Below are 24,274 nucleotides of genomic sequence, written 5' to 3'. Positions count from 1 at the left end.
GCCAACACCTCTCTACCCCTATCGGAGATAGCCATGAAAACACCAAGATTAAAAAAACTGGCGCTGGTTTGTGCCCTCGGATTTGCCTGTATCACTTTTAGCGCTATAAATGCCGTGCAAGCGGCGGAACGCATCGCGTTTATCCCGAAATTAGTCGGGGTTGGCTTCTTCACCAGTGGCGGCAAAGGTGCCGTCGATGCCGGTAAAGAGCTGGGGGTGGATGTCACCTATGATGGCCCAACCGAGCCAAGTGTTTCCGGCCAGGTGCAGTTAATCAATAACTTCGTCAATCAGGGCTATAACGCCATTGTGGTCTCTGCGGTTTCGCCTGATGGCCTGTGCCCGGCACTGAAACGTGCTATGCAGCGAGGCGTCAAAATTCTGACGTGGGACTCTGACACCAAACCTGAATGCCGCTCGGTGTATATCAACCAGGGAACCCCGAATCAATTGGGGTCAATGCTGGTCGATATGGCAGCAAATCAGGTGAAAAAAGACAAAGCCAAAGTGGCGTTCTTCTATTCCAGCCCGACGGTGACCGACCAGAATCAATGGGTGAATGAAGCCAAGAAAAAAAATCCAGCAAGAGCACCCCGGCTGGGAAATTGTCACCACCCAATTTGGCTATAACGACGCCACTAAATCACTGCAAACCGCTGAAGGTATCCTGAAAGCTTATAGCGATCTCGATGCGATTATTGCCCCAGATGCCAACGCCCTGCCCGCTGCGGCACAGGCAGCGGAAAACCTCAAACGCGACAATGTGGCTATCGTCGGTTTCAGCACCCCGAATGTGATGCGCCCCTATGTTGAGCGCGGCACGGTCAAAGAGTTCGGCCTGTGGGATGTGGTTAACCAAGGCAAGATCTCAGTCTATGTCGCCAATGAAATGCTGAAAAAAGGCGACCTGAATGTCGGCGATAAAATTGACATCCCGAACATAGGCGTGGTCGAAGTCGCACCAAACAGTGTTCAGGGCTATGAGCATGAAGCTAAAGGCAGCGGCATTGTGTTACTGCCACAGCGGGTCATTTTCACCAAAGAAAACATCGATAAATACGATTTCTAATCTCGGCGGCCCGTCTCACTGGCGGGCTGGTACAGACCTAAGGGAGTTATGACAGATGGCTGATTTAGACGATATCAAAGACGGTAAAGATTTCGGTATTGGCATACCACAGCAGAACCCTGCATTTACACTTAAAGGCTGCGGTTCGCTGGATTGGGGGATGCAATCGCGTCTGGCGCGGATTTTTAATCCAAAAACCAACCGCACGGTAATGCTGGCATTTGACCACGGCTATTTTCAGGGGCCGACCACCGGTTTGGAGCGAATTGATATCAACATCGCCCCGCTGTTTGAATATGCCGATGTCTTAATGTGTACCCGTGGTATTTTGCGCAGCATCGTGCCCGCCGCCGCCAATCGCCCAGTGGTACTGCGCGCATCTGGGGCAAACTCAATTCTGACTGATTTATCCAACGAGGCGGTGGCGGTGGCGATGGAAGATGCCCTGCGGCTCAACGCCTGCGCCGTCGCGGCCCAGGTCTATATCGGTACCGAACACGAGCATCAATCCATTAAGAATATCATCCAGTTGGTCGATCAGGGGGTTCGCTACGGCATGCCAACTATGGCGGTAACTGGCGTAGGTAAAGATATGGCGCGCGACCAGCGTTACTTCTCACTGGCGACCCGAATTGCGGCTGAAATGGGCGCTCAGGTGATCAAAACCTATTATGTCGACAGTGGTTTTGAACGTATTGCTGCCGGTTGCCCGGTGCCAATCGTGATTGCCGGTGGCAAAAAACTCCCGGAAAGGGATGCGCTGGAAATGTGCTATCAAGCCATTGATCAAGGCGCATCCGGGGTGGATATGGGGCGCAATATCTTCCAATCAGAAGCCCCGATTGCCATGTTGAAAGCGGTTCATGCCGTGGTACATAAAAATGAGAATGCAGAAACGGCGTATAAGCTGTTTTTACATGAAAAAGGCTGAGTCAACTGACCGTTGACTGACCCGCTATGACAAGGAGACCTTCTGTGATAAGGAGAACGGTATGCATGTCACCCTCGTCGAAATTAATGTAAAAGAAGACAAAGTTGAGCAGTTTATTGCGGTTTTCCGCGCTAATCATCAGGGATCTATCCTGGAGCCGGGGAATTTACGCTTTGATGTTTTGCAGGATGAATCGATCCCAACACGCTTTTATATCTATGAAGCCTATGTTGATGAAGCCGCAGTCGCGGCGCATAAGAAAACGCCTCATTACCTGAAATGTGTGGAACAACTGGAGGCGTTAATGAGCGGCCCACGTAAGAAAACCGTGTTTATCGGGCTGATGCCTTAACCGATATGGGCAGTTGATATTGTATCGCTGCCCACACGGTTTCCCCTCAATACCTTTCTGCGATGCCATTCCCCCATGACTGACGCCATGATTTTTAATCATCCAGCAGCAAATGATTAATGAAAATGCCAATAACGTTTTTGGCCTTAACTATAATGAAGGTAAATAAGATTCAACCAAGACAAATTGCGAGGCAAATTTATGTCAGAAAAAATCGCCGTCGGTATCAGCGCGTGCCTGTTGGGTGAAAAAGTCCGTTTCGATGGCGGTCATAAGCGTCTGACATTTGCGGCGGACGAGTTAGCCCCTTTTGTCCATTTTGAGCCAGTCTGCCCTGAGATGGCTCTGGGCCTGCCGTCTCCTCGCCCAGCACTCCGGTTGGTTAAAGCAGGCGACGATCACGTTCGTATCAGCTTTAGCAACCAGCCAGAAACCGATCTGACCACCGCCATGCAAGCGTTCTCCGCCCAAAAAATTGCCGGACTGCAACATCTAAGCGGCTATGTGGTTTGCGCCAAATCCCCCAGTTGTGGCATGGAGCGAGTGCGGGTGTATGAAGCGGATGGTAAAAATAATCGCAAGAGTGGCACCGGTATCTTTACTCAAGAGTTAATGCGCCAATTGCCGTGGCTCCCTATTGAGGAAGATGGTCGCCTGTGTGATGCGGAATTGAAAGAGAACTTTGTCGCGCGAATTTACGCTTTACACGAGTTTAATCAGCTATGGCAGCAAGGCATGAGCCGTGCCAGCCTGATCGCTTTTCATAGCCGCTATAAGTTGTTATTGCTGGCTCATTCACAACCTGCATACCGAGAACTCGGGCGTTTTGTCGCAGCGATCGACCAATGGAACTCCATCAATGATTGTGCATTTGAATACCGTAATCGGTTGATGGCTCTGATGAGCCAGCACTCCTCGCGCCGTGGCCACACCAATGTATTGCAACATGTCCAAGGCTATTTCAGTCGTCAACTCAGCCCACGGCAACGCAACGAACTGGCACAACTTATCCTGCGTTATCGTCATGGTAGCCAACCACTATTGGCCCCGATCACGCTGTTAAAACATTATTTAGCTGAATACCCCGACAGCTACCTTTCCCAACAGCGCTATTTTGATCCTTACCCAGAAATCTTGCGACTAAGGTATGGACACTAAATAATATGAAACCAGCGGCAATTGAGCGAATGGGTTCTTTGCACACCCGGTTATCAGACAACACCTATCATAAAAATGTATCATTTGAGCTATTCTTGCCACAAAGATAATGATTGGCAGCTTTTCTGGCGGTATCACGCCCTATTAGTGTTGATCCCCATGCTAAAACAGGAGTTTCTATGAAAACCACTCATCGTCTGACAATAACGCTGGCATTGTCCACCATGCTACTGGCGGGTGCAGCTAACGCAAATAGTCTATTGGACTCCGTCAAAAGCGCGGCAGACCAATACAATAAATCGGGCGATAGCACATCGTCGCTAAGCAGTTTACTTGATGGCGGCGATAAAGCCCTGAGCGCCAGCACCATGACCAATGCCGCCGGTATATTGCAATATTGTGTTCAAAATAATGTGTTATCGGCGAATGGCACGGCTGCGGTCAAAGACCAATTGATGAGTAAACTGGGCATCACCAGTACTGAAAATGCCAAAAACCAGGACTATCAAGAGGGTTTGGGCGGATTACTGAAAACCGGCGAAGGCAAAAGTCTTAATCTGAACGATCTGGGCAGTGAGCAAGTTACTGAAAAAATTAAAACCAAAGCCTGCGATTTAGTGCTGAAACAGGGTAAGTCATTCTTATTGAAATAACGCGACAGATAATAGCAGGGCGTGGCTTGAAGCTGCGCTTTTTTGCGGCTTATTTTATAAAAATATTCTGACGGTGATAACTCATCTGCCCCTCATCGGGGAAAAACTGAACCGGTAGCCGCAGTTTCCGCCCTTCATATTTAGCAAAGTTCTCTTCACTGATACTGCTTTTAAGTTTTTTGATCTGCACAGATAGCACCATTTCCAGATGTTCGTTAAAGGTGATCAATCCCTGATCAAAGGCACGGTCATGCAAGCTGGAAAGGCACAGACCATTACTGGGATTAAGCCGATGATCCGCGCCGTGACTCCAAGGGCGGATATGGCTGGCAACTAATAATGTCGGTTCTTCCAATTCGGTAATGCAGCAGCGATTTTCATAAACGTGCAATACGTTTTTACGAAATAGTTGCTGCCCGACTCTGGCCTTAATAATAGTAGTCCGTTCTCCACCACTAAAATCTTTCATGCCACTATCAAATAGTTTGGTCGCAGGCTTTTCTAACAGACTCATCGCCTGCTGACATTGCAGCTCAAAACCTTCGGTATTCTCATTCATCTCCAACCACAATGCACGATCAGCCTTAGAAGCTCCGCTTAATCCTTTGCGGCCCGAATCGATAATAAATGGATCCAGACTGGCGAAATTAACTAATTTCATCGCCAACGCTGACGGCGTTCGACCAATTAACGCGGCGTAATGAATAATATCAGGATTTTTGGAATGCAATTTGCCAAAGGGGATTTGGCTATACAGCATAAATGCAACTAACAGTTGATCCCGCGTCCAATAATTTGCCGCCATGCATCGCCATCCAAAATTAGTAAACTGCCTTATTGAATGGGTTAACTATGCCAGGTAAGGGGGAATGGGTACAACTTCAAATTTTCTGGAGATGCCCGCTAGACGGAACTCAGGTTGTAAACCTAATAGTTCATTAAAGGCAGAAAAAGTCACTGACCCAAAAAATTATCACCATGAAGATGGTGAATAAGTTGCAGATCTATCCCCGAGAGCAGGGCTGTCTGACCACATCATATATGGAAAAAAGAAAATCTCAGTGCGGCATTGGCTGTTACCAATATTACGTAGAGTACATTTAAATCACGCCCATTAGTGAATATGTTGACCCATATTACGCAATTCGGGAATATGGGGAATCTTAGGAAGATTGTTAAATCGCTTTTTCCGATTCGACTGGCTTTTGATTGCGATTAACTGCCACTTTGCATAGCCAATATATCAAGCTGGCGGCAAGCAACGAATTGATGGTGGGAATACCCCACTCAACCATTACTCCGACAATACTGCCGACAATACTGGTAATAATAGCAACCCAACCAATAACTGGAGTTTGGGTTTCATCAGGCAGTTTCCCTTCCAGCCGACTCATATCAAGAATTTTACGATGAGAGCGCAATACATAATAGTCCGTCAACATGATACCGATAATCGGTGGAAGCACTATCCCCATCACAGTCAGGAAATCAACAAATCTATCCAGAATACCCAGCACGGAAAGCGTAGTTCCCAGCCCACCAATAACCAGCGTAGTTGAGAGATATTTTAGTTTCTTACCGGTGAGTCCTTCAACCACATTGACAATACCCAGTGATGAACAGTACAGGTTGAGATCATTGACCTTCAAGGTAGAGAACACCACCACCAGCAGGCCCGTGACCCCCACAGCTTGAGACATAATGCTAACAACATCTGCCGTACCCAGTGTCTTAGCAATCAGAATAGCCAAGCCGTTGACTGCACACTTCCCAACGATGATGCCAATAAATATCACCCCCAAAACATGTTTCCCATTTTTGGAATAACGCGTCAGGTCAGGGGTCACTAAGCTCGCCATGATGGCTCCTCCCATCACAATAGTGATACCGGCACTGGTAGACAGAGTGTCACCTGCTGCTGTCAACTGACTGATATCAGACATATTATGTCCAGTTAGAATTTTAAAAGAGATATAAGCCACCAGTAAAATAAACATTGGTACAGCAATTCTCGCCGCTATGCGCAATGCCTTGAAACCAAAGGCGACCAATATCGTCAGCAAGCTACCGGATAAAATTGCAGCCAAGTTAAAGCCCAATTTCTGCCCCAAAGCGAAATCCAAAGATTTGGCGAAAATAGCATTCTGTATACCAAACCAACCGAGCAGGCTCACTGCGACCACAACCCCGACCAGCGCCGCGCCCAAGCGCCCAAAACCACACCAACGCGCCAGCAGACTGCCAGAAACCCCTTCACGCATCCCCGCCATCCCAAGGCCGTAGGTCACCACACAAAATATTATGCTGGCGACAAAAAGCGCGGTGAAAGCATCGGTTAACGTCATGGAATTGCCTAGCACAGCACCAAGCATAAATTGATCCAGCGAGGTCAGCGCACCCATATAAACGATAGCAACACTGAAAAATGAAACTCTTTTATCCTGTGGCACGCGACTTAATGGATAGTCTTCTGTTTTGATCATAATCATATGTCCCTTTGTTATTCAGATAAATTAAATTCCTTTTACTACTAATCGATAAGTTATATAAAAAACAGCCTTACCCAACATGTAATCCCGCATGGTAATTAAACGTACCATCATAATTATTTATTATATTCTTGATGATCAAGCATAAGTTCAAACCCTATCAATTCAACACTTAAGTTATATATTTATATTATAATACTTAGTTACTACTGAGTTACCTATTGCAATAGGAATACCACTCACATTACTGCTCAAGCATATGAATTAATTTTATACTTATTGTAAATAAACACCCGAAAATTAATAATTAAGATTTCAATCAGATTAACAATCCATCGAATTCCCTCTATCCTAATATCACCTTTAATAAAGTGTTACAAGGTGATCTTTTCAATCAACCATATAATTAGGTTAAGAACTTATATTTATTACAGCAGAGATGAAGCATATGGATTGATATTGTGAATTCCATATAGTAATCAGGTTATTTCTATCAGTGCTTACTTAGCCTTATCAAGAGCAGACATCAGTGACATTATCCACTGAAGGCGATAAAAAACCGCCTTGCATTTAATATACAGCGAAATGATAATAATAAATCAACTTTATGCCCACTCCTCTCAGATCGAGAAGTGAGCAATTCGGAATAATATTAAACCGTTTTTTCCGACTCTACTGATTTCTTATTGCGACTGACTGCCACTTTAAATAACCAATATATCAGACTGGCGGCAAACAACGAATTGATAGTTGGAATTCCCCACTCGGTCACTAAGCCAATAATACTGCCGACAATACTGGCGACAATAGCAACCCAACCAATCGTGGGAGTTTGTGTTTCATCAGGTAATTTCCCTTCTAACCGGCTCTTATCCAGGATTTTACGATGAGATCGCAACACATAGTAATCCACCAGCATGATGCCAATAATCGGTGGAAATACCACGCCCAGTACGGTGAGAAAATCAACAAACCGGTCTAAAATACCCAATACAGAAAGCGTGGTTCCCAGAATACCAATAACCAACGTAGTTGAAATATATTTCAGCTTCTTACCGGTAAACCCTTCGACCGCATTGACGATACCCAGTGAAGAAGAGTAGAGGTTAAGGTCGTTAACCCTTAATGTTGAAAACACGACGACTAACAGCCCCGCTCCCCCCGCAGCCTGAGCCATAATGGTGACAACATCTGCGGTACCGAGTGTTTTAGCAATCAGGATAGCCAACCCGTTAACCACAAACTCCCCGGCAACAATGGTAAAAATGGTCACGCCCAGTACATGTTTACCATTTTTGGAATAACGTGTTAGGTCAGGAGTCATCAGGCTTGCCACAATCGCTCCCCCCACGACGATAGTGATACCGGCGCTAATAGAAAGAGGGTCGCCAGGGGGTAATAACTGCATGATTTCAGGAAGGTTATGACCAGATAAAGTACTAATGGAGATATAAGCCACCAGTATAATAAACATGGGTACGGCTATCCTGGCAGCAATACGCAATGCCTTGAAACCAAACGCGACCAGTACCGTCAAAAAGCCGCCTGACAAGGCCGCTGCCCAGCCAAAGCCGAGCGTGTGGCCCAAAGCGAAATCCAGGGATTTAGCGAAAATGGCATTTTGTATACCAAACCAGCCCAGCAGACTCACGGCCACCACAATCCCGATCAGCACCGACCCCAAACGTCCAAAGCCGCACCAACGCGCCAACAGACTGCCGGAGATCCCTTCGCGCATTCCCGCCAGCCCAAGGCCGTAGGTGACCACGCCAAAGATGATGCTGCCGATGAGAATCGCGGTAAATGCGTCAACCAGAGTCATAGAATTACCGAGTACAGCACCAAGCATAAATTGATCAAGTGCGGTCAACATGCCCATATGAACGATAGCAACGCTTAAAAATGAAACCCTTTTATCCTGTGGCACTCGGCTCAATGGATAATCTTCAATTTTAATCACAATGCAGTATTCCTTGTTATTCAGATAAACTGGATTCCTTTTGCCACCAGGCGGTCAGGAATATAATTATCCAAGTGCGCAAATTTGCAAAACTCCTCAAACTGCTGCAACGTGTGGACATCAGATTTTTGGTAAATTGTATATATTCTGTTTTCTATTGTTTTAGTACTGATATTATATATTTTCGCAATTTCTTTAACGGAAAGCCTTTGTAGCATTAAAAATATAACGTCAAGTTCAGCACGGGTAAATGTCTTACTATTAATTTCAGTTGTCAGGATGCTGGGTTTTTGTTGGTTGATATATTTAAGCGGGGATAAACTATTCAGTGGTTTGGCGCTCCACATAACGCCGATAACTTCTTTTTTATCGTTATAAATAGGCAGTTTTTCACTGATAAAAGGCTGTAGCGTGTCTTTACCATACCAATAATGTGTCTCTATTACTGTAACGCGATCCTGAGACTCCTCGGTTCTTTTATCATGCTCGATAAACTCAGGGGAGAATTCAGCCCAGTGGGCGGGAAACTCATCATCCATCTTACCTTCGATGTCAAAACTCAGCGGCGTATTGGTATAAAGGTAAGCAGCCTTATTCATATAAATATGGCGGGAATACAGATCTTTTATGCCCCACGGCTCACTTAAGTGCTCCATCATGGCAATAAGGCCCTTGAAATAAATTTCATTATTTTTATCGGGCAAATCCATTACAACCTCGCCGCTCAAGAATAGGTTAGATTTCTTTCGCCAAATAGTGTCGTGTATGCTTTTTGGCATATCCGCCTAAATTGCCATAAATGCGATAACCTAATTTTTCATAAAAGCCTCTGGCCTGAAAATCGAAGGTATCGACATAAGCCATATGGCAGCCGCGTTTCAGGGCTTCTTCTTCAGCTTTTTCCATTAAGTGGCGGCCATAGCCACTTTTACGATATTCGTCACTTACCCAAAGATATTGAACTTCAAGGCCACCCCACCAGGTTCTGGCGACTAATCCTGCCACGATTTTCCCATCATCGCCTGTAACCGTTAAGAATAACGGATGAATGTCCACGACTTCTGTTTTATTATTATGAGCCCAGAGGCTGTCAATCACGAACTCTTCATCTTGCGGGTTAGGCGCATCTGTCACATTAATGTTCATTCTGAAATATACCCTTGCATGTAAATAATTAAGGTTGCAACTAAATTAATTAAACCAAACCATTTGTAATATCACTTTTCTTAAAGTGTTACAAGAGTGGTTTTCACCCGTTCCAGTTATGGTGCTGAGTGTCTATATTGATTGTGACAGAGTTAAAAAATACCAACTTATCTCGTGAATGTTATCTGTTTGTACCGCTCTGTCTGCAAATGTTGATTTCGCCTCACCAGGGCAACATCGGGGAAACCCATCTATAATTTACGGCTCCACCTGTAGAGCAAGGTCAACTTGCCAAAGGGGAGCCGCTCATCAGCGCCATAACTCATAAATCTTATTACTCAATAAGCCCATTCGCTATCATCATCACTCCGCTCGATAAGAATCTGTAGTGCTATTTTTTTTACCATTAATTATGGGCACCAAATTGAGACAGATTTTATTTTCCAAATAGTTGTAAGTGCCGTTAATATTCCTATCTGGCAGTGTCCTGGGATAGCGATGTAATGAAGAGTGAACTCAATAGCATACCTGTATTTGTCACGGTCGCCGAAGCAGGCAGTTTTTCACGCGCGGCAGAGAAATTGCATCTGACGCGATCCGCAGTTACTAAAATAATCGCGCGACTTGAAGCAAAATTGGGCGTGGCACTGTTTCACCGGACAACTCGCAGCCTGAGTATGACGGATGAAGGTACGCTATATCACGAATACTGCCAGAGAGCGCTGAATGAAATCTGCCTTGTCGAAGAGATTCTTAACGATGGGAAGTTTGAGGTCTGTGGGCGGCTACGTGTTTCAGTACCGGTGCTATTCGGCCATCTCTGTATAGCACCACTGCTTACACTATTTGCTGATACACATCCCAAGCTTAAACTTGAAATCTCTTTCAGCGATCGGGCTGTTGATCTGGTCGAGGAAGGGTTTGATTTGGCAATTCGAATTGGGGCTTTACCTGATAGCAGCAGCTTAATCGCGAGAAAACTGTCTGAACACAGAATGATTTACTGTGCCGCACCTGATTACCTCAACCGATGTGGCGAACCACAAACCGCAGAGGAACTGAATCTTCATGCGGCAGTGGCCTATATTAGATCAAGGAAAGTTCAACGATGGCAGTTCAGGGATAAGACGGGCACCAAAAAGGAATTCATTCCAAATGCAAAACTGATGATGGATGACATGCAGGCGGTGACTAATGCCGCAGTTTCTGGTGCGGGGATTGCCTGGCTCCCTTACTGGCTGGTACGCGAGCTGTTAGTTGACGGGCGTTTAAAACAGATCCAAAGCATCACCTCCGACGATATCTGGCCAATCTATGCAATATGGCCCAGGACACCGCACTTGCCGCTGAAAGTCAGGCTTGCCGTGGACAAGTTGGTAAGCGACTTGCCAGAGCGTATGGCGGTGGTGGAAGCGCCAACTCATCCCCTGAAGTGATGTTTACGCCGCCAACAGGGGGCTATCCCACAAGAGATGCTATTCTGATGCGAGCATCAGCAAGTCCTTTCGCACGGCCATAAGGCCGCATATCCATACCTTCTGCGTATACAAACTCTACATCTGTGATACCTATCAGACCCAGCACAGCTTGCAAATAAGGTGTCACTGCATCAGTTTTCTGATTAACATGAATGCCCCCGCTGGAACTTATAATCACGGCACTTACCCCCTCAATCAACCCTATAGGATAAGATTCGGTATATTTAAAGGTGATGTCTGCGCGGGCGATCAGATCAAACCAGTTTTTTAGTTGTGTTGGAACATTTAAGTTATACATAGGCGCACCAATAACCACCATATCACTCTCCTTTAGCTCAACAATTAATGAATCAGAGAGAGCGACCACGCTACGTAAATGTTCATTCAAGTTATTCCCAGCCCGCAGCGCAGTAAAAATTTCGCTATTCAGCACCGGTAGATCCATCGTTGTAAGATCATGTTCAGTAATCGTATCGACAAAACCATTATCCTGTCGCGACACCAGAAAAGTGTCTATCAGCATGTTAGTTTGTGAGTTATCACCCATAATGCTGGATTTAAGTACCAGAATATTGCTCATGATATTTCCTGATATCCAAAGTTGTATGACCCATACATCTGCTGTGTACGAATCTTGTCATACGGAAAATCCTAACAGGAATAATCGGTCAATATTATTGAATTAATTCTCCACTATTGGTTCCAATAAGGAACCAATAGCGACATGATGTGTTTTCTGAAAAAACAATTGTAATAACCCTAACCAAGCAGAGCTTATTGCTGTGTGTTATGCCAACAGCCCCATACACAACGGAAACCGGTTAACCCGGCTTATTGCGAAAAAATAAATTCGACATTATTTATCAAGAATAATCTTGATTTAAGTCAAGACTATTCTTGCGCACATTAAACTTGCTTTATTACTTGTCAAAAACCACCAAGAAAATACCTTTAATCTTATGATTGCTAACGGTTTAACTGTGCTACTCTCAACATGCTAAAAAATACACATTAATATTTCTCTAGCGGAGTAAATAACCCTAGATATTCTACCGCATTGAGTATCGGGGTATTTATTCAAAAAATATCACCGCTGATAAACATGAATATCAAACCGTGTCAACGGCGGTTCGTCTCTTTTTGCAATGAGTGATATGACATCATTTCATTACATTTAATCTTTTGAGGTTTTATGGACAAAACATTATTGGCCGGAGCAATTAGTCTGTCTTTGGTCACATTACCTGTTCAGGTATTGGCATTTACGCCAATTGTAGAGGGAATAACCGTCAACAATGAAGTCATCAATACTGGCGGGCAAATTGTGCGTAACGGTGGCGTCATTAATAATGGCTGGGTTTATGGCTCCACCAATAATGGAATAATGATGAGAGCCGCAATTACTGTCACCAACGGGAGCAGTGCCGGGACAGCCAATAATACCACCGTGGATGATAGCGGTTGGTTGCAGGTTACCAATGCTTTTGCAACCGGAACCATTGTTAATCAGGGCGGGTTACTTGAGGTTAAAACAGCAGGGGTCGTGACAAATAACCAAATTAATGATGGCGGTTATATGACTCTGGGACTCAATAGCCAGTCGAAAGGTTATCTCAATATCGCGGCGGGTGCAGAACTTTTTATTACCAATAACGATTTATATACCAGTGATGTGACCACCCACAATCCCGCCCTACCCGCCAATGTCACCATCGAAAATATCAATGTAGCTGGCCTGGTCGAGATTGGCCCTTCCTGGGTAGGCACGACTGTGGTGCCTGTTTCCCCACCGGCAACCTTGGGGCCAGTGCTGGTTACCCGAATCAACAATGTGACTATGCAAGGGGGGGGTATCAACCTGATGCCCTATTCTGCTGGCGGGCAATTTAACCGACTGGAGATAGAGAACCTGTCAGGTCAGGGTAACTTTAAGATGACAACCCAACTTGCCAGCAGTACCGGGGATTTTATTACGGTGTCTCAGCAAGCCACCGGCCACTTTGGTATTACCGTTGAGGACAGCGGTAAAGAGCCGCTATCCGCCAACAGCCTGGCATTAGTGCATGTTAATAGCGGTAATGCCCAATTTCGCTTACTTAATGCAGGCGGAGTGGTAGATTTAGGCGTTTACCAATATGGGCTATATGGCCAGGAAACCAAGGGTAGCACCGACTGGTATTTAGCCACCAACACCGCGGGTCTTCCCGGAACAACACTGAATCTGGCGGTTCCCGTGCTCAGCTCTGCGGCGCAAGGTGTGCTGAATATGGCAGCAGCACCACGGCATATCCTGAATGCGGAATTAAGTACCTTGCGCCAGCGCCAGGGCGAGTTGAAAACCGATGCTGATGGCACCGTCGGCGTTTGGGCGCGTTATCTTACCGATGACAGCCGGTTGTCTGACAATAAAAATATTTCTTTCAAGAATACCTTGAGCGGCATGGAGATCGGAGCAGATAAGCAATTGGGGTTGAGCCGGGGTAATATACTGATCGGAGCATTTACCGGCTACAGTTCATCCGATGTCAAAGCCACTCACAGCGCAGGAACCAATGGTGATATTCGCAGTTACAGTGGCGGCCTCTACCTAACCTATTTGGATCAAAGTGGGTTCTATGTCGATACCGTATTGAAAGCTAACCGTTTTAATAATGAGCTGAGTACGCAAAGCGCGCGGGCGGAATACAGCCAGAATGCGTTTACCGGCTCACTAGAAAGTGGTTATCAATTACCTGTTTATGCCAATCTGGTACTGGAACCGTATGGTAAAGTGAGTTATTCACGTATTGGCAGCGCAGATTATACTCTCAGTAACGGCATGGCTGCGGACGTGGCGAAAGCAGACAGTGTGCAAGGTGAGTTAGGGACAATATTGGCGGCCTCTTATACTCTGAATCAAATGGCGATCAAACCATATATTAAACTGGCTATTGCTCGTGAATTTATCAAAACTAATACCGTTGCAATTAACGATATTGGCTTCGATAATAATTTCTCCGGTAATGTCGGTAAATATGGCGTGGGCGTTGATGCCTCTGTTGCCAGTAATACTGCCATTTTTGCCGAAGTGGATTATCTCAATGGTTCAAAAATTGAAACACCGGTAACGGCTAATATTGGTTTCCGTCTGCGGTTCTAATTTTGTCAGCCTCTCCTCTGAGGGGCTTTTATTTTGGGTGCTATCTTTTTATTTCCATATTGGCCTCAAAAACAATTGCAATAAACAAGACATCGCTCACGAATTTTAATTTAATTGTAGGCTTATTCCTACAATAGTGAGTGGCATTTCCTGTATTTTCCTACAAATTTAAGAAAACCATTGTAAGCGGTTAATTTAAAGGCATACTGCTGAAAAATTATTTTACACTTTAATATCCAAAATATTGGAGAAGGGCTTTTTGCGTGCTGCGTTCTTATTATTTCATATTAATAGCTGGCATATTATCGTCAGCATTGACTATTCCGTTATCCAGTATTGGCGCGGAATTAGCCCCTGTTCAACAGAGTATCCACCAACAGGAACGGCAACGAGCCTTGGAAGAGCGTTTGGCTGCGTCGACACCGGATGTACGCTTATCTGCGCCTTCAGCCTCCTTTGGCCGGCTTTCCTTCCCCGTTGAAAAACCCTGCTTTGTTATTGATCGTATAACAATCAGTGGCACTGAACCATTACCCCGCTGGTTGCCCCTGCAACGGCTCGCTGATCAGGCGCAAGGCCAGTGTTTGGGGGCAAAAGGCATTAACCTGTTGATGAGCCAGTTACAAAATCGCCTGGTGGATCACGGTTATGTCACCACCCGCGTGCTGGCCCCGCAGCAGGATTTGAACAGCGGCACACTGGCATTACACGTCGTGCCCGGCACAATACGCCATGTTGAGCTGACGCCCGGCAGTGACCGTTATGTCACGCTGTTCAGCGCCTTCCCCGCCCGCCCCGGTAACTTGTTAGATTTACGTGATATTGAACAAGGGCTGGAGAACCTACAGCGCGTCCCTACGGTGCAAGCCAGCATGGAGTTGATCCCCGGATCTGCCCCTGGAGAGACCGATATCGCCCTGAAATGGCAACAGAGCAAAATGTGGCGGCTGGCGGCCTCACTGGATGACTCTGGCACCCGCAGCACTGGCCGTTATCAAGGCGGCGCAACCCTGTTTCTCGATAATCCGCTTTCACTGAGTGACCTGTTTTATGTCTCTGCCGGTGGCTCACTAAAAAATCGCGGCGAGAAAGGCACCAATAACCTGACCGGCCACTACTCGCTGCCATTGGGTTACTGGACAGCAGGCATCACCGCCAGCAGCTATGACTACCACCAGACGGTGGCGGGCCTGAATGGTGACTACAGCTACCGGGGTGACAGTGAAAATGTCACGCTGCAACTCAGCCGCCTGTTACACCGCAATGCCAGCCAAAAAACCACCTTTACCTACGATGTGCTGACCCGCTCGTCGAAAAACTATGTCAATGACACCGAAGTGGAAGTGCAACGCCGCCGCACCTCGGCCTGGCGTCTTGGGCTACAACATCGCCACTTTATCTCGCAGGCGACACTGGATGCGGGTATCAGCTACCAGCGCGGTACCCGCTGGTTCGGTGCCATGCCCGCGCAGGAAGAATATATCGGTGACGCCACCGCCCTGAGCAAAATTCTGCGGCTGAATGCGCAACTGGATATCCCGTTTAAGATTCTGGCGCAAAACCTCCATTACAACCTGCAATACCAGCGCCAAAGCACCAATACGCCACTGACACCACAGGATCAGTTCGCCATCGGCGGCCGCTGGTCGGTACGCGGTTTTGACGGCGAACGCACACTAAATGCCGATCGCGGCTGGACGGTGCGCAATGATCTCGGCTGGTACACCCCGCTGCCGGGGCATGAACTGTATGTCGGCGTGGATTACGGTGAGGTCGGCGGGCGCAGTGACCCTTATCTGCTCGGCCACCATCTGGCGGGCAGTGTCGTCGGTGTGCGCGGCAACGTGCTCCGTACCCGCTATGACCTGTTTGCCGGCAAACCGCTGTCCAAGCCCGATGGCTTCAAAACCGATGCGGTAACGCTGGGCTTTAACCTGAACTGGCAATACTGATGCGCCCGATTAGCGCCTTACTCTCTGGGATGAGTCATGAATAAGAATCTGTACCGTATCGTGTTCAACAAAGCGCGTGGCCTGTTGATGGTAGTCGCGGATATCGCCGCCTCCGGCCGTGCCGCCTCGTCGCCATCGTCAGGTATCGGCCATACCCAGCACCGCCGTATCAGTGCATTATCGCCGCTGAGTTTTAGTCTGTTACTGGCGCTGGGCTGCGTCTCACTATCCGCTCAGGCCACTATTGTCGCCGATGGCAGTGCGCCGGGAAATCAGCAGCCGACCATCATCAACAGCGCCAACGGCACGCCACAGGTGAATATCCAGACACCGGGCAGTGGCGGCGTTTCACGCAACGTTTACAGCCAGTTCGATGTCGATAATCGCGGCGTGATCCTCAATAACGGTCAGGGTATCAACCAGACCCAGCTCGGCGGTTTTGTTAACGGTAACCCATCGCTGGCGCGCGGTGAAGCCAGTATTATCCTCAACGAAGTCAACAGCCGTGACCCAAGTCAGCTTAACGGCTATATCGAAGTGGCTGGTCGCCAGGCGCAGGTGGTGATTGCCAACCCGGCCGGCATTACCTGTGAGGGCTGCGGCTTTATCAACGCCAACCGCGCGACCTTAACCACCGGTCAGGCACAGCTCAATAACGGCCAGCTCACCGGCTTTGATGTGGATCGGGGTGAGATTGTTATTCAGGGCAAAGGTCTGGACAGCAGCCGTCAGGATCATACCGACCTGATCGCCCGTTCGGTTAAAGTGAATGCCGGTATCTGGGCTAATGACCTGAAAGTCACCGCCGGACGCAATCAGGTGGATGCCGCGCACCAGAACATTAACGCCAAAGCCGCCGATGGCAGCGTCCACCCGGGCCTGGCCGTGGATGTGGCGAGTTTGGGTGGTATGTACGCCGGTAAAATCCGCCTGATTGGCACTGAAAGCGGTGTCGGGGTGCGCAACGCAGGCGAGATAGGCGCTTCAGCGGGCGAGATAACCCTCACCGCCAGCGGTATGCTGATAAACAGCGGCCAGATCAACAGTGCGACACACCTGGCGGTGAATACCGCCTCTGACATCGACAACTCGGGTGTGCTTTATGCGAAGGATAATACCCAGCTCTCCACGGCAGGTAAGCTCAGTAACAGTGGCACAATCGCGGCTGCGGGTGACACCACGATCCGCGCGGCGGAGGTAAACAGCAGCCGCAACTCGGTGTTGGGCGCGGGCGTTAAGACCGATAACAGCGCCATTAGCAGTGGCACACTGCGCATTGATGCCAGTGGGCAGTTAATCGCCCACGGGAAAAATGTCAGTGGTACGGCGCAGAATCTCAACGCGCACAGCATCGATCTGGGAGGCAGCCAAACTCAAAGCCGTGATCTGACACTCACCGCGCAAGGTGGGGCTATCGATCTGAGCGGCGCGACCCTGTCTGCCAGTGAGCGTTTATCTGCTTCTACCGCTTCGGCGTTACGTACCGATAACGCCAATCTGGTTGCGGATCAAGTCACGCTTAGCGCACAGTCGCTCTCCAATGTTGGCGGCGTGATAGCCCAAACCGGCACCACAGATTTCAACCTGAATCTGCCGGGTTATCTGGATAACCGGGGCGGTACCCTGCTGTCTAAAGGCAATGTGGCGGTGCAGGCCGAGCGCCTTGATAGCGACAGCGGCAGTCTGCTCGGCGCGGGTGTACAACGTGATGGCAAACTGGCCCCGAGTGGAGAGCTTAATGTCGCTACGCGGCAAGCCTTGATAGCTCAGGGGCAGAATGTGGCCGTGGGCGCCATGACGCTCACCGGCAGCCGTGTTGACCTCACCGGCAGCCAGACTCGCGCCAGCACTATCACCCTCACGGCACGCGACGGTGATGTATCAACCCGTGGGGCGACCGTGCTCACCCCCGGCAAGCTCTCGATTACTGCGGCGGCTAACCCGGAACAAACCCTGAATAACCGCGGCGGCAAATTACATGCCGATAATATCCAGCTCAATCTGGCCAAACTGGATAACAGCCAGGGGGAGATTGCAGCAGCAACTGACCTGCGGATACGCCTGCAAAGTGATGTCACTCATCAGGCCGGTGCGCGTTTAACGGCGGGGCGCGATCTGGTGTTCAACTCTACTGGCGCACTGATTAACCAGTATAAACTGGAAGCCGGGCGGGATATGCAGCTCACCGCGCTCAGTATCAGCAATAGCGGAAGCAGCAGCGCCCTGCTGGCTGGACGGGATGTGTCCTTGAGCACCGATAACCTGTTTAACAGCGGCACGCTCTATGCCACCGGTACTGGGCAATTCACTGTTAACGGCAATGCTGAGAACCACGGTGAAATTTACACCGAACAGCAACTGACGTTCACCACCACCGGCAATCTGGCGAACCACGGTGTGATGCAAACGCGCGGGGATATGCTGTTATCAACGCAGGGCGAGCTTAACAACAGTGGCACGCTGTACGCGGCCGGTGACCAGATGCAGTTGTCCATCAACGGTAATCTAACCAACCAGGGCAAGCTGTACGCTGCCAATGGCAACGTCCACCTGCGGGCAGAAGGTTATCTGGATAACAGCGGCAGCCTGTATAGCGCAGGCAACAGCGAACTGATTACGCACGGCAACGCGGTTAACAGCGGCTCGGTTTATAGCCAAGGCGCACTACAGTGGCAGTCTGGCGGGAGTGTCGTTAACAGTGGCTCCATTGCCGCACTTGGCAACCTCCAACTGAGTGCCAACGACTTACTCAGCAGCACTCCATCTCTGATAGCGGCGGGTTTGAAAGCCGATGGTAGTCGAAGCAGCCACGGTGATTTGACGGTCAGCACCCAGCACGCCTTGATAGCGCAAGGGCAAAATATCGCGGCGGGTGCATTGGCGCTGTCAGGTAGCCTGCTTGATTTAACCGCTAGCCAGACTCAGGCCAATGCCATCACCTTGGTGGCGAAATCGGGGGATATCACCTTAACGCAGGCGGTGGTTAAAGCAGTGACTCAGTTGTCTGCCAGTACAACCGCCCTGCTGCGCAGCGATAAGGCCAGCCTGATTGCTGAGCAGATAACGCTCACCGCACAGGCACTCTCCAATCTCGGCGGGGTGATAGCACAAACCGGTATCACCGATTTCACCCTCAATCTGGCCGGCTATCTGGATAACCGCGCAGGCACCCTGCTCTCCAAAGGTAACGTGGCCATACAAGCGCAGCGCCTTGATAGCGACAGCGGCAGTCTATTAGCGGCTGGCGTACAGAGTAATGGCCGTCTGACGGATACCGGTGACCTGAGGGTGGTAACCGGTCAGGATTTGAATGCGCAAGGGCAAACCCTCGCCGCCGGTGCCATGACGTTAACCGGCAGCCGGGTTGATCTGACGGGCAGCCACACGCAAGCCCGCGAGATGAACATCACCGCCCACAGTGGCGATGTCAGCACACAGCGCGCCAATATCATCTCCCTTGGCACCCTTACCATTAATGCCGGTGCAAACGCCGGGCAAACGCTCAATAACCAGGGCGGCGCACTGACGGCGAATAATATCGCGTTGCACCTTGGTCGGTTTGACAGCAGCGCAGGCAAAATTACCGCCAGTCAGGATCTGGCCATTGGTTTACAGAGTGATTTCAGTAACCAGGCCGGATCGACACTTCAGGCCGGGCGTGATTTAACCTTGAGCACTGACGGCGCGTTAACCAACGACGGGCAATTAGTGGCGGGCGGCAAACTCAGCACCCACTCGGCCAGTTTACTGAATAACGGCAATATCAGTGCAACGCAAGCCCGCCTCACTGCGGCGGGTGCGCTGCTTAACCGTGGCGAAATTTTAACCCGCGGTCGGCTTGATACCGACTCCCACACGCTATTCAACACCGGCACCCTCATTGGGGCTGACGCCACACTTAAGGCGCGAGAACGCATCACCAATTCGGGGCCGAAAGCCCTGATCGGGGCGACAGATGAAAACGGCACCTTAACCTTACTGGCACCGGTAATTGAAAACAGTGATACCGTCACCCGCACAGATACCGCCCCAAGCACCACCCTTTTAGGCATGGGCAAGATTATCCTGGCAGGCGCGTTGGACAACAGCGGCAATTACCTGGCCGCCGCTCAGGTGCTTAACATTTCCGGCCTGATTGAATCCGGCAAAGATATGTTGATTTACGCCACGACACTGACTAATCGCCGTCATATTCTCACCGCCAATAGCGATTTTGTTGTGGCTAACACTGTGAATGGCACCGCTTACTGGACGGCAGACAAACCCGACATTCCAGGCGGGCGCTACCATGAACCCGATCATGGCGGGGCAAATAATAGCGATTATATCGGCACAAGTTATACGTCGACGCTTGCCTATAACAGCATCGACCAAATCAGCCCGGAAGCACAACTGCTGGCTGGCGGGAACCTAACCCCGCAGGTGGGCACGCTGGAAAACTTCTGGAGCAAAGTGAGTGCGCAAGGCGAGATTGACCTCACAGGTGTTACGCTGAACCAGGATGGCTGGGGCAGCGCACAACGGCTGATCGAACGCACCACCTCTACGGGCCTGTGGAATTACCGTAACTATAAAGGTGGCTTGTGGAACAAAGGTTGGGGGCCTGAAGTCAAGGAGCGCACGACCAACCAATACGCCTCGAGTCTCAACGCAAAAACCGTCAGTGGCAGTGGCACGATTATTCACAATGGCGCCAACCCCGGTGCCATCGCCCCACCGAGTGGAAACGACAGTACCGGGAAAGACATCGCCGTCGAGTTTAACGGTATCTCCCTGACACTCCCCAGCGGAGGGCTATATCAGCTCAACACTGACCAAGGCCACTACGCGGCAAATCCAGCAGGCGAGCTTTCCCTCGACAGCATCAAGACCCCGTCCACCACCGTGGATCGCACCGGTCTCTCCGCTCCTGAACGTGCGGTAAGCGGCGGCTATCTGGTGGAAACCCATCCTGCATTTGCCAATCTGAATAACTGGCGTGGCTCAGACTACGTGCTCCAGCAGCTCAATAACGACCCGGATGTGATATTCAAACGCCTGGGGGATAACGCCTATGAACAGCGTCTGGTAAGGGATCAGGTGCTGGCGTTGACCGGTAAAACCGTTTCCAGTGATTACCGCAGCGCCCAAGAGCAGTTTGAGCAACTGTTTGCAGCAGGGCTTGAGTACAGCAAGGCGTTCAATCTTGCCCTTGGCACCCATCTCAGTGCCGGGCAGATGGCGGCATTGACCAGTAACATCGTGCTGATGGAAAGCCGTGTCGTCGCCGGGCAAACCGTGTTGGTACCGGTGGTCTATCTGGCGGGCGTGAAACCGGGCGACTTGCGTGCCAACGGCGCATTGATTGCGGCGAATAATATCGAATTAACCAATGTGCAGGGTTTCACCAATCAGGGCGCGATCACCGCGACCAATAACCTGCACATCAGTATGGCGCAAGACATCACGCTCAATAACCGTGGCGGCTTACTGGACGCGGGCAATAACCTGCAACTCAGTACGCTCAACAGTGATATTGACCTGACCGGCGCGCGGCTAAACGCCACTAACCTGCAACTGGACAGCGGCCGTGATGTGATCCTGCGCACCGACACTGAACAACTCAGTAGCAGCAATGGCTCAGTGCTGCGTAACCAGACCCTGCTGGGGCCACTGGCGAGTATCAATGTCAGTAACAACGCGGTTATCAATACCGCCCGCGACTTTATCCAGCAAGGCGCGGGGGTGAATGTCGGTCAGGATCTTCAGGTCAATACCGGCGGCGACTGGCTGCTCAATACCGTCGAGCGCAGCGACCAGATAAGCACCAGTGATGGCCGTAGCAGTTCGACCAGCGAGCATATTCGCCATCTGGGTAGCGAGGTCAACGTGGGTGGTGCGCTGACGGCCAACGTCAACAATCTGACTGCGGTCGGGGCCAACATTAATGCGAACACCATTGATGTGCAGGCGCAGAATATTACGCTCAGCGCGGCCACCGACAGCCTGCACGTCACCGGCGAATCCTCCAGCAAGCGCCATACCAGTTCCGTGGATCTCTATGATGAAACCCTGCTCGGCAGCCAGTTGAACGCCAAAGGCGATATTAACCTTAAGGCGGCAAAAGACATCACCCTCAGCGCCAGTACGGTACAAACTGACGGTGCGCTAAAGCTGGCGGCAGGCGGCGATGTCACACTCACCACCCAGACTGAACAACATGACGCGCAGCGCAATCATACCGGCGTCAGCAAAGGTCTGGCCTCCAGCACCACCCTGCGCACCGAAGACAGTATGAGCCAGACGCTGGCGGTCGGCTCCATGCTGTCAGCGGGTTCTATCGATGTCAGCGGCAAAAATATCGCGGTCATCGGCAGTAATGTGGTGGCCGATAACGATATTAACCTGCGTGCAAAAGAGAACATCACCGTCGGCACCGCGCAGCAGAGCGAGAGCGAGTCTCACCTGTTCGAGCAGACAAAATCCGGCCTGATGGGCACCGGTGGGATTGGTGTCACGGTGGGGAGTAATAGCCAGAAAACGACTGACAAAACGCAGACTCTGAGCAACGTCGGCAGCACGGTGGGCAGTGTGCTGGGTAATGTCAGTATGACCGCCGGTGAAGACCTGACGGTGCAAGGCTCTGAGGTGTTAGCCGGTAAAGACATCAGTCTGACCGGTAAAAACGTCGCTATTTTGGCGGCGGAGAATCAAAGCAGCCAGACCCATACCGTTGAGCAAAAACAGAGCGGCCTGACGCTGGCACTGTCCGGCACGGTTGGCAGCGCCGCCAATACCGCCGTCACCACCGCCAAAGCCGCCAGCGAAGAGAGCAATGGCCGGTTGGCTGCGCTGCAAGGTGTGAAAGCGGCACTCAGTGGTGTGCAAGCGGTACAAGCAGGTCAGTTGGTGCAGGCGCAAGGGGGCGATACTGCCAGCATGTTCGGCATCAGCGCCTCATTAGGCTCACAAAAATCGGCCTCGCAGCAACATCAGGAACAGACCAATGTGACGGGCTCGACCCTGACGGCGGGCAACAACCTGACCATCAATGCCACCGGTGATGGCAGCTCGGCGAACAGCGGCGATATTGTGGTGCAAGGCAGCCAGCTCAAAGCCGGTGGCGATACCACCCTGGATGCGGCGCGTGATGTGCTGTTGCTCGGTGCCGCCAACACGCAGAAAACCGACGGCAGCAACAGCAGCAGCGGCGGAAGCGTGGGTGTCAGTCTGGGGTTCGGTAGCGCTGGCGGTGGCCTGAGTATCTTTGCCAATGCCAACAAGGGTCAGGGCAATGAGCACGGCGACGGCACCTTCTGGACTGAAACGCAGATTGACACAGGCGGCACACTGTCGCTCAGCAGCGGGCGTGACACTTCGCTGATAGGCGCGCAAGCCAGCGGTGAAACCGTCAAAGTGGATGTCGGCCGTGACCTGTTACTGCAAAGCCAGCAAGACAGCGATAACTATGATGCGAAGCAGACCAGTACCAGCGGCGGTGTCAGCATGGCGGTGGTCGGCGGCGGTGGCTCTGCCAACCTGAGCATCAGTAAAGATAAGCTGCACAGCAATTATGACTCAGTACAGGAGCAGACCGGTATTTTTGCAGGCTCTGGCGGCTTTGATATCACGGTCGGCGAACACACTCAGCTCGATGGCGCAGTGATTGCCAGCACCGCGGACCAGAGCAAAAACAGTCTGGATACCGGCACGCTCGGCTTCAGTGACATTGAAAATAAAGCCGATTTTAAAGCGGAACATCAGGGCGGTAGCCTGAGCACTGGCGGGCCGGTGGGGTCTGACCTGCTGAGCAATCTGGGCGGCGTGGTGCTGTCGGGGCTGGGCAATGACGGCCATGCCGAGGGCACCACTCAGGCAGCGGTCTCGGAGGGCAACATCACCATCCGCGATACCGATAAACAACAGCAGAATGTTGATGACCTGAGCCGCGACACCGACAATGCCAAC

Annotated in this window: 14 protein-coding genes and 1 pseudogene; 9 read left to right on the top strand and 6 right to left on the bottom strand. The window is 50.1% G+C overall.

Annotated elements, in window-relative coordinates:
- Positions 1-33: 33 nt before the first annotated feature.
- The 5 genes and pseudogenes from lsrB (at position 34) to YALDO0001_RS08000 (ending at position 4,163) form a co-directional block, all read left to right on the top strand.
- A pseudogene (lsrB, locus tag YALDO0001_RS08020) lies at positions 34-1,069 on the top strand (autoinducer 2 ABC transporter substrate-binding protein LsrB).
- A gap of 55 nt (positions 1,070-1,124) precedes the next feature.
- Positions 1,125-2,000, top strand: coding sequence for a 3-hydroxy-5-phosphonooxypentane-2,4-dione thiolase (lsrF, locus tag YALDO0001_RS08015; RefSeq protein ID WP_004701806.1), 876 nt, complete (start codon positions 1,125-1,127; stop codon positions 1,998-2,000).
- A gap of 61 nt (positions 2,001-2,061) precedes the next feature.
- Positions 2,062-2,352 carry a (4S)-4-hydroxy-5-phosphonooxypentane-2,3-dione isomerase gene (lsrG, locus tag YALDO0001_RS08010; RefSeq protein ID WP_004701804.1) on the top strand — a complete coding sequence of 97 codons (291 nt, stop codon included), beginning with the start codon at positions 2,062-2,064 and terminating at the stop codon, positions 2,350-2,352.
- A 201-nt stretch (positions 2,353-2,553) separates the two neighbouring features.
- Positions 2,554-3,510 (top strand): YbgA family protein, encoded by a 957-nt coding sequence (locus YALDO0001_RS08005; RefSeq protein WP_004701800.1) that lies wholly within the window; start codon positions 2,554-2,556, stop codon positions 3,508-3,510.
- 179 nt (positions 3,511-3,689) lie between these two features.
- Entirely contained in the window at positions 3,690-4,163 is a 474-nt protein-coding gene (locus YALDO0001_RS08000; RefSeq protein ID WP_042839575.1) for a YjjA family protein, read from the top strand.
- Positions 4,164-4,212: 49 nt separating this feature from the next.
- Here YALDO0001_RS08000 and YALDO0001_RS07995 read toward each other — a convergent pair whose 3' ends face one another.
- The 5 genes from YALDO0001_RS07995 to YALDO0001_RS07975 all read right to left on the bottom strand — a co-directional run bounded on the left by YALDO0001_RS07995 (position 4,213) and on the right by YALDO0001_RS07975 (position 9,758).
- The gene (locus tag YALDO0001_RS07995) at positions 4,213-4,968 is read right to left on the bottom strand and encodes an HNH endonuclease (protein ID WP_004701796.1); all 756 of its coding nucleotides are present in this window, start codon (positions 4,966-4,968) and stop codon (positions 4,213-4,215) included.
- 370 nt (positions 4,969-5,338) lie between these two features.
- On the bottom strand, positions 5,339-6,646 hold the full coding sequence (locus YALDO0001_RS07990; RefSeq protein ID WP_004701793.1) for a cytosine permease: 1,308 nt from the start codon (positions 6,644-6,646) through the stop codon (positions 5,339-5,341).
- A 658-nt stretch (positions 6,647-7,304) separates the two neighbouring features.
- Complete coding sequence (locus YALDO0001_RS07985) at positions 7,305-8,612, bottom strand: cytosine permease (RefSeq protein WP_004701791.1); 1,308 nt, start codon at positions 8,610-8,612, stop codon at positions 7,305-7,307.
- A 20-nt stretch (positions 8,613-8,632) separates the two neighbouring features.
- Entirely contained in the window at positions 8,633-9,322 is a 690-nt protein-coding gene (locus tag YALDO0001_RS07980) for a helix-turn-helix transcriptional regulator (protein ID WP_004701788.1), read from the bottom strand.
- Positions 9,323-9,347: 25 nt separating this feature from the next.
- Entirely contained in the window at positions 9,348-9,758 is a 411-nt protein-coding gene (locus YALDO0001_RS07975) for a GNAT family N-acetyltransferase (RefSeq protein ID WP_004701786.1), read from the bottom strand.
- A 503-nt stretch (positions 9,759-10,261) separates the two neighbouring features.
- Here YALDO0001_RS07975 and YALDO0001_RS07970 point away from each other — a divergent pair.
- Positions 10,262-11,194, top strand: a complete 933-nt coding sequence (locus YALDO0001_RS07970; protein WP_042839574.1) for a LysR family transcriptional regulator — start codon at positions 10,262-10,264, stop codon at positions 11,192-11,194.
- A 22-nt stretch (positions 11,195-11,216) separates the two neighbouring features.
- On the opposite strand, the gene YALDO0001_RS07965 is transcribed toward YALDO0001_RS07970, so the two are convergent.
- Entirely contained in the window at positions 11,217-11,816 is a 600-nt protein-coding gene (locus YALDO0001_RS07965) for an NAD(P)H-dependent oxidoreductase (RefSeq protein WP_004701782.1), read from the bottom strand.
- Positions 11,817-12,428: 612 nt separating this feature from the next.
- Here YALDO0001_RS07965 and YALDO0001_RS07960 point away from each other — a divergent pair.
- The 3 genes from YALDO0001_RS07960 to YALDO0001_RS07950 all read left to right on the top strand — a co-directional run.
- On the top strand, positions 12,429-14,375 hold the full coding sequence (locus tag YALDO0001_RS07960; protein WP_004701780.1) for an autotransporter outer membrane beta-barrel domain-containing protein: 1,947 nt from the start codon (positions 12,429-12,431) through the stop codon (positions 14,373-14,375).
- A 263-nt stretch (positions 14,376-14,638) separates the two neighbouring features.
- A complete protein-coding gene (locus YALDO0001_RS07955; RefSeq protein ID WP_004701777.1) occupies positions 14,639-16,327 on the top strand; it encodes a ShlB/FhaC/HecB family hemolysin secretion/activation protein in 1,689 nt (562 codons plus the stop codon).
- Positions 16,328-16,363: 36 nt separating this feature from the next.
- The coding region (locus YALDO0001_RS07950) for a hemagglutinin repeat-containing protein (RefSeq protein ID WP_004701776.1) at positions 16,364-24,274 on the top strand (7,911 nt) is incomplete at its 3' end.

It is taken from the genome of Yersinia aldovae ATCC 35236, assembly GCF_000173735.1.
Lineage (GTDB): Bacteria > Pseudomonadota > Gammaproteobacteria > Enterobacterales > Enterobacteriaceae > Yersinia > Yersinia aldovae.
The sequence above is the reverse complement of the archived record's forward strand: the minus strand, read 5'-3'. Positions and strand labels throughout refer to the sequence as shown.

Excerpts from the sequence above, each read along its gene's own strand:
- lsrF (WP_004701806.1), top strand. The coding sequence starts at position 1,125 with ATGGCTGATTTAGACGATATCAAAGACGGTAAAGATTTCGGTATTGGC.
- lsrG (WP_004701804.1), top strand. The coding sequence starts at position 2,062 with ATGCATGTCACCCTCGTCGAAATTAATGTAAAAGAAGACAAAGTTGAG.
- YALDO0001_RS08005 (WP_004701800.1), top strand. The coding sequence starts at position 2,554 with ATGTCAGAAAAAATCGCCGTCGGTATCAGCGCGTGCCTGTTGGGTGAA.
- YALDO0001_RS08000 (WP_042839575.1), top strand. The coding sequence starts at position 3,690 with ATGAAAACCACTCATCGTCTGACAATAACGCTGGCATTGTCCACCATG.
- YALDO0001_RS07995 (WP_004701796.1), bottom strand. The coding sequence starts at position 4,968 with ATGGCGGCAAATTATTGGACGCGGGATCAACTGTTAGTTGCATTTATG.
- YALDO0001_RS07990 (WP_004701793.1), bottom strand. The coding sequence starts at position 6,646 with ATGATCAAAACAGAAGACTATCCATTAAGTCGCGTGCCACAGGATAAA.
- YALDO0001_RS07980 (WP_004701788.1), bottom strand. The coding sequence starts at position 9,322 with ATGGATTTGCCCGATAAAAATAATGAAATTTATTTCAAGGGCCTTATT.
- YALDO0001_RS07975 (WP_004701786.1), bottom strand. The coding sequence starts at position 9,758 with ATGAACATTAATGTGACAGATGCGCCTAACCCGCAAGATGAAGAGTTC.
- YALDO0001_RS07970 (WP_042839574.1), top strand. The coding sequence starts at position 10,262 with ATGAAGAGTGAACTCAATAGCATACCTGTATTTGTCACGGTCGCCGAA.
- YALDO0001_RS07965 (WP_004701782.1), bottom strand. The coding sequence starts at position 11,816 with ATGAGCAATATTCTGGTACTTAAATCCAGCATTATGGGTGATAACTCA.
- YALDO0001_RS07960 (WP_004701780.1), top strand. The coding sequence starts at position 12,429 with ATGGACAAAACATTATTGGCCGGAGCAATTAGTCTGTCTTTGGTCACA.